We start from the raw sequence: 13136 nt of genomic DNA, 5'->3' as shown, positions 1-13136 counted from the left end.
GTGGGAGAACGGACCTGCGCCTGTGTCGTACCCAGGGGCGGCGCGCACCCGCCGACCCTGCGGGACGTACAGGCGGCCTTCCGGGGCCGGGGGGCCGCCGCCTACAAGGTGCCCGAACCCGGGGCCGTGGGCCCGTACCACCGATGTCCGCGTCGGTGGTACGGGCCCAGCGTCATCTCGCCCGCCGCGCCGTGCCGGTCCGCGACAGCAGCCCGTCGACGATGGCGACCAGGCCCTCGTGGTGGGTGTCCCGGGTGGTGATCTCGTCCCATTGGCCGGCGAGTGCGGCGAGCCGGGGGAACTCCTCTGGTTCGAGCGTGGCGAAGGCCTTGTCGCGGTGCGGTGGCCGCTTCAGGCCTGCGTGGTGCCGCTCGCGGCTCACCCGGACGGTGAGCTCGCCCGCGGTGTAGTACCAGATGACGCGGTAGGCGTAGACGGCCTCCTCCGGGCTGAGTCCGCATTCGATCCCGGCGTCGATCATGTTCTCCACGATCCACAGGGCGGAGACGGCCATCAGGTCGTCGGAGACGAGGACCTCCACGATCCACGGACACTCGGCGAGGATGTCGTGCAGGGCCCGGCTCGCCGCGATCAGCCGGTCACGAGGATCGGTGGGCAGTTCGGGGCGCGCGAAGCGCTGGGCGTGGCGTTCGAGCAGGAGGAGCAGCAGCTCGTCCTTGTCGCGCACGTGATGGTAGAGCGCCATTGCCGTGCTGGACAGCTCCTGTGCCAGTCGGCGCATCGACAGGTGCTCCGGCCCCTCCTCGTCCAGAACGTGCTGGGCCGCCGTGAGGATGGCCTCCTGGGATAGGCGGGGTGGGCGGCCGGTCCTGCCGGTGCGTCGGGTCTGGGGCGTCATCCCTCTGTCTTCCTGTTGCTCGTGCCGGGTGCGGTTCGGGCGTTGGCCGCCGGACCCCGCTGACGGCCGACGGCCTCGTCCCGGGCACCGGACACCGGTGGTGACGTCGGCGTCATCGTGCCCGGTTCGCCGGTCGGGACCTCCGTCATACGCGCCGTCGTCCGCGGAAGGTGACGCACGATCCGGTCGGCGGTGGCCCTCGGCGGCAGCGTAGCGGCCATGACGTGGACACCGGACGGGACCCGGCCCCCCGTGACCTCGTGCGCGGTGATGGAGGCGACCACCCCGACCGGGCCGGTCACGTCGGTGCAGTGCAGCAGCGCGCTCCGCCGCACCAGGGTCCCCTGAAGTGTCAGCCCGTCAAGCGTGCCACGGATCACCTGATACGGGGAGATCGATCGCTTGGCGCTTGCCGAGCAGACAGGAGGCCAGCGGTCCGCGAGCGCGGTCGCACGGGGGAAGGTTTCGGGCGACAGGGTGGCGAAACGGCGGCCCGCACCGGGGTCGTCGTCGCGCTGTTCGGCGCGGGGACCCTGTGCGGACAGCTCCTGGCGTCGTTCTGTCTCGGAAGGTGCGACCGCTTCCGCTTCCTCGCCCTGGCGTCGGTGCTCAGCGGCCTCGCCGTCTGTGCCGCCGCGGTCGCGGGCACGGGATACGCCGGACTCTCGGCCCTGGTCTGCCTTCTCGGGGTGTGTCTGGGCGGTTCCATGGGTTCGCTCCAGGCGGTCGGCGCCCTGGCCTACCCGGCGACGCTGCGGGCCACGGGCATGGGATGGATGAGCGGGATCGGCCGCATCGGCACCCTCGTCAGCGGCCTGTTCGGCGGAATCATGATCGGCGCCGGATGGGAGATCCCACGGATCCTGTTCGTCCTGTGCGTGCCGCTGGTCCTCACCGGCGTGGCGGCGCTGCTGCTGCGCGGGGTCCTCTCACGGACCGCCCCGCCGCTGCCCGACCGGTGAGCTTCCCTCTATGTTCTAACGGCTAATTCCGATATGGTCGTTAGAAATCGTCGCAGGGTCGCAGGAAGGGGTACGCGCGTGAGCACGTCGGCAGGGGCAGGAACAGGGGCCTCGCGGCTCGACACCGGAAAGATCCGGGCGGACTTCCCGATCCTCCGGCGGGTCCTGCGCAGCGGGGCGCCGCTGATCTACCTGGATTCGGCGGCCACCACCCAGAAGCCCCTCCAAGTCCTGGACGCCGAGAGGGACTTCTACCTGAACCACAACGCGGCGGTGCACCGCGGAGCCCATCAGCTGGCCGAGGAGGCCACCGAGGCGTACGAGGACGCCCGGGTGGCCGTCGCCGCCTTCATCGGCGCCCGGCAGGACGAGGTCGTCTTCACCAAGAACGCCACCGAGGGCATCAACCTCGTGGCGTACGCCCTGGGGAACGGCGGGGGGATCGGGGCGGGCGACAAGATCGTGGTGACCGAGATGGAACACCACGCCAATCTCGTCCCGTGGCAGGAACTGGCCCGGCGGACCGGCGCGACACTGGAGTGGTTCCCGCTGACCGACGACGGACGGCTGGACCTCTCGGGGATCGACGAACTGATCACGGAGAACACCGTGATGGTCGCGCTCACCCACCAGTCGAACGTGCTGGGAACCGTCAACCCGGTCCGGGCGATCGCCGACCGGGCCCACCGGGTGGGCGCACGGGTACTGGTCGACGCGGCCCAGTCGGTGCCCCACCGCCCGGTCGACGTGGCGGAACTCGGCGCCGACTTCCTCGTCTTCTCCGGGCACAAGATGCTCGCGCCCGGCGGGATCGGGGTCCTGTGGGGCCGCTACGAACTCCTCGGCGAACTCCCGCCCTTCCTGACGGGCGGTTCGATGATCGAGATCGTCACCATGGACCGGTCCACCTACCTCCCGCCGCCCCAGCGGTTCGAGGCCGGTGTGCCGATGACCGCGCAGGCCGTCGGACTGGGCGCGGCCGTCCGGTACCTCGAAGGGCTCGGCATGGACCGGGTGAAGCTGCACGAGGACGAGCTGACGGCGCTGGCGCTCGACCTGCTGTCCGAGATCCCCGGGGTCGGGATCATCGGACCGTCCGGGACCGAAGACCGCGGTTCCACGGTGGCGTTCACGGTGGACGGCATCCACCCGCACGACGTCGGCCAGGTGCTGGACGACCAGGGGGTGGCCGTCCGGGTGGGCCACCACTGCGCCCGTCCGCTCATGCGGCGGTACGGGGTTCCCGCGACCACCCGCGCGAGCTTCTACGTCTACAACACCGCCGAAGAGGTGGAGGCCCTGGCGCGCGGAGTACGGGCGGCCCAGAAGTACTTCGCCTGACGCCCGGCCGTAGGATAACGGGAAATCTCAACTGCTACCGTTAGCGGCATGGATGCTGTGGAACGCCTTGCCTCGCCGCAGGGACCGGCCCCCGGCGAGCAGCAGTACGCCTCGCTCGCCCTGGTCAACACCGCTTTCGCACTGCCGGGCGGCCCGTACGAGGGTCTGCCCGACGCCGCCGCCGCGCACGGATGGCTGCGCGAGCGCGGCCTGATCGCCGACCGGGCATCCGTGGACGAGGACGGAGTGCGGCGCGTGCGCGCCCTGCGCGACACCCTGAGGGCGATCTTCAGCGCGCACGGTGAGGGCGAGCCGCCGGCCGAGGAGGCGCTGGGGCAGCTCAACCGGGCCCTGGCGGCGGCACCGGCCGTACGGGAGCTCACCTGGACCGAGGGCGGGCCGGAACTGACCCTGCGTCATCGTGCGGGCGGGGCCGTGGACGCGGCCCTCGCCCGGCTGGCCGAGGAAGGCGCGGAGCTGCTGACGGGGCGGGAGGGCGCCAAGCTCTCGGCGTGCGGCGCCCGCGGCTGCACCCGGCTGTTCATCCGCGCCCACGCCTCGCGCCGGTGGTGCTCGGACCGCTGCGGCAACCGGGTCCGTGCCGCCCGGCACTACGCCGGCCACGCCCGCCCCGCCACCCGCGCGACGCGGTAGCGGCGGACCGGGCGGACCGGGCGGGCCGGGCGGACGGGAACGGGGCGCGGCCCGGATTCCGTGACCGTGCCCCGCCCGTGGCCCTGCCGGGCCGTGGTCGCGTCAGCCGAGCGCGCGGACGACCGACGACAGCAGGCGCTCGTTCTCCGGGGCCGCGCCGCCCGGGAAGGCGAACCGGCGGCGGGTGTAGCCGTACGCGAAGCCCTGCCGGGGGTCGGCGAAGCCGAGCGAACCCGCGGCGCCGCTGTGGCCGAAGGCGCCCGCGCCGAGGGCGGGGAAGCGGGAGCCGTAGCTCTGGAAGCCGAGGCCGAACGCCTTCGGGGCGCCGCCCACGAGGTCGTTGCCCTCGGAGTGGATCCGGGCGAACTCGGCGGCCGTGTCCGGCTTCAGCAGCGGCCCCCGCCCGCCCAGGCCGAAGGCGGCGGCTGCGTACATGCCCGCCAGGCCGCGCGCCGAGCCGAGCCCGCCCGCCGACGCCTGGCCTCCGGCGCGCACGGCACGCGAGTTGGGGAAGTCGTACAACTCGACGTTGCCGGGGGCGTGTTCGTTGAAGGCGATCCCCACCATGCTGTACCGGCTCGCGGTGGCCGCCTCGATCTCGGCGGCCTGCTGCGGCGTCGGCAGCATCGGAAGCGTGCTCAGGAAGCGCGGCTCCTCGGACTCCGGCAGTCCCAGCCACAGATCGAGCCCGTACGGAGCGCGGACCCGCTCCTCGTACCAGGCGTGCAGGGTGCGCCCGGTGGCCCGGAACACCACCTCGCCGACCAGGGCGCCGATCACGAGGGCGTGGTAGCCGAAGAACCGGCCCGGCTGCCAGAACGGGCGCTGCCCCGCGAGGCGGGCCGCGATCGCCCGGTCGTCGGCCAGCTCCCGCGCGGTGAACCCGGCGTCCAGGCCGATCACCCCGGCCCGGTGGGCCAGCAACTCGCGCAGCGTGATCCCGCCCTTGCCCTCCGCGGCGAAGTCCGGCCAGTACGAGGCGACGTTCCGGTCCAGGTCCAGGAGGCCGTCCTGCACCAGCAGCGCCGCCACCAGGTACGCCGCGCCCTTGGTGGAGGAGAAGACGCCGATCAGGGACTCGGCGTCCACCCCCTGCGACCACAGGTCCACCACCTGTTCGCCGCCCCGGTACACCGCCAGCTGTGCGCCGGGCGGGTGCTCCTCGGCCGCGAGGAAGGCGGCGAACTCCTCCCGTACCCCTTCGAAACCGGCGACCACCGTGCCGTGGACCGTCATGACCCCTCCCGAACCACCGTGTTGATCTTGCAGTCCCGCGAACCCGCCGCCCCGGGCCCCTATTCCCCTTCCCCGTGTTTCCCCGGTCCGGCCGCGATGGTGGGCGGGTGGGGGCGTACCCGGGCGATGACGAGGGCCACGTCGTCGGCCGCGTCGGGGTGGCGCAGGGCGGTCAGCAGCCGGTCGCAGGCGGCCTCCGGGGAGAGGCCGGGTTCGGCGAGGAGGCTGAGGAGGAGGCCGAGGCGGTCGTCCAGGGCGTCGTCGCGGGTTTCGACGAGGCCGTCGGTGTACAGCACCAGCCGGTCCCCGGGGAACAGGTCGAGGAAGGTGTTCTCGAAGCGCGTGCCGCCGAGGCCTCCCGTGCCGAGCGGCACGCCGGCGGGGAGGGAGAGCAGTTCGGGGGCCCGCCCCGAGCGGATGACGATGGGCGGCGGATGACCGGCGAGGGCGACGCGGCAGCGGGAGCGGTGCGGGTCCCAGGTGGCGTAGACGCAGGTCGCGATGGTCCCGTCCAGTTCGGCCGTGATGTGGTCGAGGTGGCGCAGGACCCGGGCCGGTTCGAGGCCGAGGTCCGCCAGGGTGCGGGTGGCCATGCGCAGCTGTCCCATCGTCGCGGCCGCGTGGACACCGTGTCCCATGACGTCGCCGACCACGAGGGCGGTCCGGTCCCCGGGCTGGGGGATCGCGTCGAACCAGTCGCCGCCGATCGCACTGGCCGCCGCCGCGGGCTGGTACCGGTAGGCGATCTCCAGGCCGGCGGACCGGGGCGGGGGATGGGGGAGGAGGTGGCGCTGGAGCGTCAGGGCGGTGTCGGTGGCGTGCTGGTACCAGCGGGCGTTGTCGATGGCGACGGCGGCGCGGGTGGCCAGCTCGCCCGCCAGGGTGACGTCGTCGTGGTCGAAGGGGAGCGGATTGCGGATGCGCAGCAGGCCGAGGGCGCCGAGGACCTGCCCGCGGGCGGTCAGCGGTACGGCCAGCGTGCGATCCGGGCCAGGTCCGCGTCGGTGACGTGCGGTACCAGGACGGGACGCCCGGTCTGCACGCAGCGGGTGACCAGGCGCTCGGCCGGATACGTGATGCGCTCGCCCACCGGGTCGGCGGCACGGACGACGGCCGTCCCGTGGGCCGCCGCCACGGCCAGGGCCATGAAGAGCGCCTGCCCCGTCCGAGGGCCGGGTGCCGTGGCCACGCTGCCCTCCAGGACGGAGTCGAGGACGTCGACCGAGGCGAAGTCGGCCAGGTCGGCGACGACGAGGCGGGCGAGTTCGCGGGCCGTGCGCTCCAGGTCCAGCGTGGTCCCGATGGTCACCGACGCCCGGGCGATGAGGTCGAGGCGTCTGCGGGCCTCGGCGGCCTCCTGGGCCGCGCGGTAGCTGTCGGTGACGTCCACGACCACGAGCGCGACACCGATCACCCGCCCGCGCGGGTCCTCCAGCCGGTAGTACGAGCCCGACCAGGCGTGCTCCCGGTCCGGATCGGCGGGGGTGCGGCCGATGCCGTACTGGTCCAGCAGCGGTACGCCGGTGTCCAGGACCCGGCGCATGGCGGCTTCGATCACCTCCGTGTCCAGGAACGGCAGGGCCTCACCGGGCGTACGGCCCAGATGCTCCGCGGCGGGCAGGCCGTTGATCCGTTCCAGGGTCGGGTTGACCAGGACGTAGCGCAGGTCGCGGTCCAGCACCGCCAGCCCCAGCGGGGACTGCGCCACCAGGGGCACCGACAGGGCCAGGTCGCGCTCGACGTCGCGCAGCACGGCCTCGTCGCAGGCGATCCCCAGGGCGTACACCCCGCCGTGCTCGTCCTGCAGCCGCATGTTGCGGAACTCCACCAGTCGCGTGGAGCCGTCCTTGCGGCGCACGGGGAAGACACCCGCCCAGGCGCCGCCACCGGCCATGACCTTGGCGAACAGCTCCAGGACCAGGTCGACGTACTCCTCGGCGACCAGCAGTCCGGCCGCGCGGCTGCCGAGCGCCTCCTCGGCCGACCAGCCGAAGAGCTCCTGCGCCTGGGGGCTCCACAACGTGATCCGCCCCTCGACGTCCAGAACCACCGCGGCCACGCTCAGAACGTCCAGCAGACCGCCCGGCTCGGAGGGAACCACCTTCACTGGGCTGGGCTCGGCCCGGAACGTCCCGGACATGACCACGACCGGACCTCCTTCACCCGCCGCGGCGGGCGGGGGACCTGGTGATCCCTTCCGCTGCGCGCCCCGCGGCCCTCATCCCATCCTCCTCCCGCCCGGTCCGGGCGGCAGGCCCCGGCGGCGGACCGCCACCGAGGTGACGGCGGCGGCCCTCGCCACCCTCGGCATCCGGAGCGCCCCGACCCGGGCCGCAACCTTCGGGCGGCGGCGCTAGCTGTATTGACCCGCAGGGTTGTTTACGCGGCTGATGGGCGGGTGTCCGCCCAGGGCGGTGTGGCAGCGGTGGTGGTTGTAGGTGTGGAGGAAGTCTGCCAGGGCTGCTGTCCGCTCGTCGTTTGAGGTGTAGGGCCGCAGGTAGGCCCATTCGTCGAGCAGGGTGCGGTTGAAGCGTTCGACTTTGCCGTTGGTCTGGGGCCGGTAGGCGCGGGTGAGTTTGCCGCTCGCGCCGAGGTGGGCCAGGACGGTTTTCCAGGCCAGGCCCTTGCGGTAGGCCCAGGCGTTGTCGGTCAGGACCCGTTCGATGCGGGTGATGCCGTGGTGGTGGAAGAACGCGGCCGCGCGGGTGAGGAACCCCGCGCAGGTCGCGACCTTCTCGTCGGGGTGGATCTCGCTGTAGGCCAGGCGGGAGTGGTCGTCGACCGCGGAATGGACGTAGTCGAAGCCCATCCCGTTGCGGGTGGCACGGCCGGCCTGCCGGCCCAGGGCCTTGTGGCCGCCGCCGTCGGGGATCCGGCCGAGCTTCTTCACATCGACATGGATCAGCTCGCCGGGCTTCTCGCGTTCGTAGCGGCGGATCAGGGTGCCGGTGGGACGGTCCATGAACGAGAGCCGGTTCAGACCGTGCCGGGTCAGGATTCGGTGGACGGTCGAGGCGGGCAGGCCAAGGACCGGGCCGATCCGGGCGGGGCCCAGCTTGCGGGCCCGCCGCAGGTCGCAGACCCTCGCTTCGACCTCGGCCGAGGTCCGGTGCGGGGTCGTGCGAGGTCGGCTGGAGCGGTCGTGCAACCCGGCCGGGCCGTTGTCCCGCCACCGGCGCACCCACTTGTGTGCGGTGGCCCGAGATATGCCCATCTCGGCGGCCACGTGCGCGACCGGGCGGCCCGAAGCGACCCGCTCGACCAGCAGGCGCCTACCGAAGACGGTCAGCCGGGCATTACGGTGGGACACGAAGACCTCCGTTGTGCAATGGGTTCCTAGACAGCTCCCACCACACCGGAGGTCTTCGTCATGTTCAAGACCCACCGAGTGTCAACAACGCTCGTGATCAATACAGCTAGCGCGTGGCGAGCCGCTCCAGCAGGGCGGCGCTGCGGGCCAGCAACTCCCGCTCCTCGTCCGTGAGTTCGGCCTCGATCGCCTGGGCGAGCCACCCAGCCCTGCGGCCGCGCTCCGCTTCGAGCGCGGTCCGGCCCGCGTCCGACAGCTCGACCAGTGACTTGCGGCCGTCCGTGGGGTGCGCCCGGCGCGTGATCAGGTTCTGCTCCATGAGCAGCCCCACCGACCGGGCCATGGACTGGGGGCGCACGCGCTGGTCGGCGGCGAGGTCGCTGGTGGTCATGGCGCCGTTGCGGTCGAGGGCGCCGAGTACGGCGGCCTGGCCCAGCGGGATGCGGTCCTCGTGCTTGACGCGTCGGGTGAGCTTGCCCATCGCGGTGCGCAGTTCTGCGGCGATGGCGGCGGCTTCCGAGGTGGGCATAGGGCACTTTACCCCGCTGGCCTGCCACGTTGCCCAGCTGACCTGCGCAGCAATACTGCACAGCAATGCTGCGCAGCAAAACTGAACAGCATTGCTGTAGGGTTTGTCGTGTCGGGCCCAGCGCCAGCGCTGTCGCAGCCGGGGCCACGGCACACGACGAACGGGAAGGGCCTCCCATGTCCACGAATGCAGCCGGAACCGCCGACGCCGCCATCGAGACCGTCACCGCCCGCCGGATCATCGACAGCCGGGGCAACCCCACGGTCGAGGTCGACGTCGTCCTGACGGACGGCTCCCTGGGGCGCGCGGCCGTTCCCTCCGGCGCCTCCACCGGAGCCCGGGAGGCCGTCGAACTGCGCGACGGAGATCCCGCGCGCTGGCACGGCAAGGGCGTCGACCGCGCGGTGGCGCACGTCAACGGGGAGATCGCGGCCTCGGTCCGCGGCCGGGACGCCGCGGACCAGGCGGGCCTCGACGCCGCGCTCGTCGCCCTCGACGGCACCGCCACCAAGTCCCGGCTCGGCGCCAACGCGGTCCTCGGCGTCTCCCTCGCCGCCGCGAAGGCCGCCGCGGCGGCCCACGGCCTGCCCCTCTACCGCCACCTCGGCGGCGAGGACGCCAACCTCCTGCCCCTGCCGATGATGAACATCGTCAACGGCGGCGCCCACGCCGACAATCCGCTGGACTTCCAGGAGTTCATGATCGCTCCCGTGGGCGCGGACACCTTCGCCGAAGCCGTCCGGATGGGCAGCGAGGTCTTCCACACCCTGCGCCGCGACCTGCTGGCCGCCGGGCACTCCACGGGCGTCGGCGACGAGGGCGGCTTCGCACCCGCGCTGCGTACCGCCGAGGAGGCGCTCGACTTCGTGATGGCCGCCATCGAGCGCACCGGCTACCGCCCCGGCACGGACATCGGCCTGATCATGGACCCGGCGTCGTCGGAGTTCTTCCGCGACGGGGTGTACGACTACCAGGGCGAGGGGGTGCGCCGCACCTCCTCCGAGAACGCCGACTACCTGGCCAAGCTCATCGACTCCTACCCGATCCTCTCCATCGAGGACCCGATGGCGGAGCACGACTGGGACGGCTGGCGCGAGCTGACCGCCCGGGTCGGGGACCGCTGCCAGCTCACCGGCGACGACCTCTTCTGCACCGACGAGAAGCTGCTGCGCGAGGGCATCGGCACCGGCGCGGGCAACTCGATCCTGATCAAGGTCAACCAGATCGGCACCCTGACCGAGGCCCTCGCCGCGGTCGGCACGGCCCACCGGGCGGGCTGGACGGCCGTCATGTCGCACCGCTCTGGCGAGACGGAGGACACCACCATCGCGGACCTGGCGGTGGCGACCGGCTGCGGTCAGATCAAGACCGGCTCGCTCTCCCGCTCCGACCGCACGGCGAAGTACAACCAGCTGATCCGGATCGAGGAGGAGCTGGGCGCCTCGGCACGCTACGCGGGCCGCTCCGCACTGCGCCGGGCCTGAACGGCGGGCCGGTCGGTAGACGTCGCGGACGTGGCGCCTGTCGGCGGCCATCTGCCGCACGTACGCGGCGCCCGACTCCCTGTCCATGCCGCAGTGCGCCCAGCCAGTCGGGGCCGGTGCGGCCCCGGTACCCGGGCCGACCATGATCATTGGTGTGGCCGGTCCGGCGGGCGGCCGGAAGTGGGGCGAGCGCTGCACGAACACCTGGAAGGGCCCGTCGTCGGCGCAGTCCGCGAGGTAGCTGGAGCAGACGTCCTTGCGGTCCCGGCCGAGGTCGTTGGCGTAGCGGACGGCGGACCCGGTCAGGGCGGACCTCGCCGGGGTGGGCGAGGGGGCTTGAGGAGATGGAGTAGAGGCGGGGCCGGAGTCGCTTGAGGACTCCGGTCCACTCCGCGGCGCAGGCCCGGACGGGGAAGGCGCCGATGACGTCGGCGGCCTGCCGTCCCCGGCTCCACTTGGCCGGCTCGTCCTTGTGTCCGGGCGCAGCAGCCGTTGGAGGTCCTGGTCTCCGGTGCGGGCGACGACGAACCTCAGCAGGTCCGGGGTGATGCGGGCGATGTCGAAGCGCGTCCGCAGGGCCTCGGCCAGGCGGATGCCGCCGCCGTCCGGCCATACGCCGAGGGCGTCCCCGACCTCGTGGGCGAGCTCGCGGTCGGTGCGAGGAGCTGGAGCACACCAGCGGTTACGGGACTCATGGCAGTGCTCAGAACCTCTCCGGGTACACGAGGGCGAGGATGAGGTATCCGAGCAGGGAGACGGCCACGACGAGGCCGACGATGTTCTCGGCGTTCACAGCTTGGTCACCCCCCGGGCGATGAGGGCCACCAGCGCGAAGACCGCGACCGTGGTGACGACGAAGGCCGGATCGGCCACCGTGAGCTCCTGGTGTAGTGATGAGGTGGAATCGGCCGGAGTGGCCGAGACCGAGCAAACCGCGAGTGGCCCTGCGCGCCGAGCCGCCTTGACGGGGTCCATACGGGCGCAAGCGCTCCTTTGGCGCACCCCATACGCGGGGACGCGCGGCGGGCTCCGCGAAGTGCGGCCTTCACGCCTTCCGGGCCAGCCCGGTGGAGTCCAGGGCCGCACCGGCCTGGGCGGCGAGGGCGACGGCGACCAGCCGGGCCTCCTCCGGGGGCAGCGGACCCGGACGCGGGTCGAGGAGGAACCGGCCGTAGTGGTGCCCGCCGCCCACGACGCGGAGTTCGGTCTCGCCGTTCGGCCAGCTGTCGTACTCGACGATCCGGCCCCCGTGGCGGAGCCAGACCCCGGCGTCGTGCTCCAGGCGGGGGCGGTGCCCCATCAGGCTGCCGTACTCGAAACGGCAGCCGCGCAGGTCCAGCAGCCCGAGGAGTTCCCGGCGCACGTGCTCGACCACGGCCTCGGGCGAGCCACCGTCCTCGGCCAGGCGGGCGGCCACCCGGAGGCGGGACAGGTGCCCGGAGCCGGTGACGGCCACGGCACGGAGCCGACGGGCCCGGAGGGCCATCTGGGAGACGGCCAGGCCGACGAGCAGCAGGAGGACGGCGGTCTCGACGTCCGCGCGGTCGGCGATGGCGAAGCGCCGGTAGGGCGGGGTGAGGAAGAAGTCGAACCAGGCCGCCGCGGAGAGCGCGGCCAAGGCCCCGGCGGTGCGGGTGCCCAGGGCGGCGACGGCCACCACCGCCACGACCATGACCAGCGCGGCGTTCGACGCCGAAAGGTCTGTACGCAAGGGCACGAGCGCGAGCGCCACCGCGAAGGGAACCACGAGGGCCGCGAGCAGCGCGGCACGTTCCTGGAGCCGGTACCCGGACATGTGGAGCCTCCCGTCCGGACATGGGGTCCCGGGAACGGACCCGCTCGGACCCCCTCGGACCCCCTCGGGTCCGATCGGCGCGGTCACCGCCGGGCCGGTGGGCCCATGTCCACGGTGCCCCCGGTCGGGCCCGGCGCCACGGGCCCTGGCGAGGCCTTGACGCACCTCATACGATCTGGCCGGTCCGGCGTATGGAGGGCGTGAACAGTGGCGCCAACGGCGTATGGATCTCGCCAATCGTCCTCGGCTTCGAGAAGGTGCACCGTGCCTACGATCGGATCGTCGAACTCCCCTCGCCGACCCGCTCGCCGGGCCGTCCCGTGTCGGGATACGTCCGCGGCCTGACGGAGCGGCGGCCGGACACCCAGGTGCCCGTCCTGATCCCGGAGACCGAACCGGAACGCCTCTGGCAGCGGATGCTGCAGAACCAGCGCGGCTCGGTGGCCGCCCACGCGGTACGCCGGGACGCCGACGCGGTGATCTGCCGCCTGCGCTTCCGCGTCACCACCGACTGCACCGACGCGCCGTCGGACTCGTCGAGGTTCACTAATCCGTCTTGCTGAGTACTGGTAGTCAGCGTTACTGTGTACCAGTAGTCAACGACGCTCAATAGCTCAAGGGGAGGTGTTCCATGGCCAAGCTGCTGACCGAGATGCTCAAGGGCACGCTGGAGGGGATCATCCTCGCTTCCCTGGCCGGCAGGCCCGCCTACGGCTACGAGATCACGGCACGTCTGAGGGAGCAGGGCTTCCCGGACATCGCCGAAGGCACCGTCTACGCGCTGCTCGTCAGGATGGAGAAGCGCGGTCTCGTCGACGTGGAGAAGGTCCCCTCGGAGAAGGGGCCGCCACGCAAGGTGCACTCCCTCAACGCTCAGGGGCGGGAATACCTCGAAGAGTTCTGGAGGACGTGGAGCTTCCTCGCGGAACGACTGGAACAGCTCCGCGAAGGGGAGGGCGGCTGACC

At 72.5% G+C, this 13136-nt stretch carries 14 protein-coding genes and 2 pseudogenes; 6 read left to right on the top strand and 10 right to left on the bottom strand.

The genetic code is table 11. From position 1 onward, the window contains the following. Nucleotides 1–172: 172 nt before the first annotated feature. On the bottom strand, nt 173–859 hold the full coding sequence (locus tag SLAV_RS05305; RefSeq protein ID WP_030239534.1) for a TetR/AcrR family transcriptional regulator: 687 nt from the start codon (nt 857–859) through the stop codon (nt 173–175). A 170-nt stretch (nt 860–1029) separates the two neighbouring features. On the opposite strand from SLAV_RS05305, the gene SLAV_RS05300 reads away from it, so the two are divergent. The 3 genes from SLAV_RS05300 (at nt 1030) to SLAV_RS05290 (ending at nt 3816) form a co-directional block, all read left to right on the top strand. Continuing rightward, the gene (locus SLAV_RS05300) at nt 1030–1821 is read left to right on the top strand and encodes an MFS transporter (RefSeq protein ID WP_078950634.1); all 792 of its coding nucleotides are present in this window, start codon (nt 1030–1032) and stop codon (nt 1819–1821) included. A gap of 78 nt (nt 1822–1899) precedes the next feature. Continuing rightward, nucleotides 1900–3162 carry a cysteine desulfurase gene (locus SLAV_RS05295; RefSeq protein WP_051841402.1) on the top strand — a complete coding sequence of 421 codons (1263 nt, stop codon included), beginning with the start codon at nt 1900–1902 and terminating at the stop codon, nt 3160–3162. A 48-nt stretch (nt 3163–3210) separates the two neighbouring features. Beyond that, nucleotides 3211–3816 (top strand): CGNR zinc finger domain-containing protein, encoded by a 606-nt coding sequence (locus tag SLAV_RS05290; RefSeq protein ID WP_037688746.1) that lies wholly within the window; start codon nt 3211–3213, stop codon nt 3814–3816. Between the two features lie 102 nt (nt 3817–3918). Here SLAV_RS05290 and SLAV_RS05285 read toward each other — a convergent pair whose 3' ends face one another. The 5 genes from SLAV_RS05285 to SLAV_RS05270 all read right to left on the bottom strand — a co-directional run bounded on the left by SLAV_RS05285 (nt 3919) and on the right by SLAV_RS05270 (nt 8891). Next, entirely contained in the window at nt 3919–5052 is a 1134-nt protein-coding gene (locus SLAV_RS05285) for an EstA family serine hydrolase (protein ID WP_030239547.1), read from the bottom strand. Between the two features lie 59 nt (nt 5053–5111). Further along, nucleotides 5112–6098, bottom strand: a complete 987-nt coding sequence (locus SLAV_RS43605) for a PP2C family protein-serine/threonine phosphatase (protein WP_425276236.1) — start codon at nt 6096–6098, stop codon at nt 5112–5114. Then, complete coding sequence (locus tag SLAV_RS43600; RefSeq protein ID WP_360002443.1) at nt 6014–7192, bottom strand: PAS domain-containing protein; 1179 nt, start codon at nt 7190–7192, stop codon at nt 6014–6016. The genes SLAV_RS43605 and SLAV_RS43600 overlap by 85 nt, the downstream gene beginning before the upstream one ends. Nucleotides 7193–7405: 213 nt before the next feature. Then, nucleotides 7406–8362, bottom strand: coding sequence for an IS481 family transposase (locus SLAV_RS05275; RefSeq protein WP_100660791.1), 957 nt, complete (start codon nt 8360–8362; stop codon nt 7406–7408). Nucleotides 8363–8468: 106 nt separating this feature from the next. Then, nucleotides 8469–8891 (bottom strand): MarR family winged helix-turn-helix transcriptional regulator, encoded by a 423-nt coding sequence (locus SLAV_RS05270; protein ID WP_030242341.1) that lies wholly within the window; start codon nt 8889–8891, stop codon nt 8469–8471. A gap of 176 nt (nt 8892–9067) precedes the next feature. On the opposite strand from SLAV_RS05270, the gene eno reads away from it, so the two are divergent. After that, nucleotides 9068–10375 carry a phosphopyruvate hydratase gene (eno, locus tag SLAV_RS05265; protein WP_030242344.1) on the top strand — a complete coding sequence of 436 codons (1308 nt, stop codon included), beginning with the start codon at nt 9068–9070 and terminating at the stop codon, nt 10373–10375. A 114-nt stretch (nt 10376–10489) separates the two neighbouring features. Here eno and SLAV_RS42210 read toward each other — a convergent pair. The 4 genes and pseudogenes from SLAV_RS42210 to SLAV_RS05250 all read right to left on the bottom strand — a co-directional run. Then, a pseudogene (locus SLAV_RS42210) lies at nt 10490–11023 on the bottom strand (reductase); the annotation flags it as partial. A gap of 55 nt (nt 11024–11078) precedes the next feature. Further along, nucleotides 11079–11168, bottom strand: a complete 90-nt coding sequence (gene kdpF / locus SLAV_RS05255; RefSeq protein WP_037690508.1) for a K(+)-transporting ATPase subunit F — start codon at nt 11166–11168, stop codon at nt 11079–11081. Beyond that, the gene (locus tag SLAV_RS40885; RefSeq protein WP_078950780.1) at nt 11165–11350 is read right to left on the bottom strand and encodes a hypothetical protein; all 186 of its coding nucleotides are present in this window, start codon (nt 11348–11350) and stop codon (nt 11165–11167) included. The genes kdpF and SLAV_RS40885 overlap by 4 nt, the downstream gene beginning before the upstream one ends. Nucleotides 11351–11420: 70 nt before the next feature. Then, on the bottom strand, nt 11421–12170 hold the full coding sequence (locus tag SLAV_RS05250; RefSeq protein ID WP_030242066.1) for a DUF4118 domain-containing protein: 750 nt from the start codon (nt 12168–12170) through the stop codon (nt 11421–11423). Between the two features lie 278 nt (nt 12171–12448). Between SLAV_RS05250 and SLAV_RS05245 the strand changes: the two are divergent. Together SLAV_RS05245 and SLAV_RS05240 are read left to right on the top strand one after the other, a co-directional pair. Continuing rightward, nucleotides 12449–12733: pseudogene (locus tag SLAV_RS05245) on the top strand (hypothetical protein); the annotation flags it as partial. Nucleotides 12734–12801: 68 nt separating this feature from the next. Beyond that, a complete protein-coding gene (locus SLAV_RS05240; RefSeq protein WP_030242062.1) occupies nt 12802–13134 on the top strand; it encodes a PadR family transcriptional regulator in 333 nt (110 codons plus the stop codon). Nucleotides 13135–13136: the final 2 nt, after the last annotated feature.

Origin of the sequence: Streptomyces lavendulae subsp. lavendulae (assembly GCF_002803845.1) — a bacterium.
Classification (GTDB): Bacteria; Actinomycetota; Actinomycetes; order Streptomycetales; family Streptomycetaceae; genus Streptomyces; species Streptomyces lavendulae.
The sequence above is the reverse complement of the archived record's forward strand: the minus strand, read 5'-3'. Positions and strand labels throughout refer to the sequence as shown.

Excerpts from the sequence above, each read along its gene's own strand:
- SLAV_RS05285 (WP_030239547.1), bottom strand. The coding sequence starts at position 5,052 with ATGACGGTCCACGGCACGGTGGTCGCCGGTTTCGAAGGGGTACGGGAG.
- eno (WP_030242344.1), top strand. The coding sequence starts at position 9,068 with ATGTCCACGAATGCAGCCGGAACCGCCGACGCCGCCATCGAGACCGTC.
- SLAV_RS05250 (WP_030242066.1), bottom strand. The coding sequence starts at position 12,170 with ATGTCCGGGTACCGGCTCCAGGAACGTGCCGCGCTGCTCGCGGCCCTC.
- SLAV_RS43600 (WP_360002443.1), bottom strand. The coding sequence starts at position 7,192 with ATGTCCGGGACGTTCCGGGCCGAGCCCAGCCCAGTGAAGGTGGTTCCC.
- SLAV_RS40885 (WP_078950780.1), bottom strand. The coding sequence starts at position 11,350 with ATGGACCCCGTCAAGGCGGCTCGGCGCGCAGGGCCACTCGCGGTTTGC.
- SLAV_RS05305 (WP_030239534.1), bottom strand. The coding sequence starts at position 859 with ATGACGCCCCAGACCCGACGCACCGGCAGGACCGGCCGCCCACCCCGC.
- SLAV_RS05290 (WP_037688746.1), top strand. The coding sequence starts at position 3,211 with ATGGATGCTGTGGAACGCCTTGCCTCGCCGCAGGGACCGGCCCCCGGC.
- SLAV_RS05240 (WP_030242062.1), top strand. The coding sequence starts at position 12,802 with ATGGCCAAGCTGCTGACCGAGATGCTCAAGGGCACGCTGGAGGGGATC.
- SLAV_RS05270 (WP_030242341.1), bottom strand. The coding sequence starts at position 8,891 with ATGCCCACCTCGGAAGCCGCCGCCATCGCCGCAGAACTGCGCACCGCG.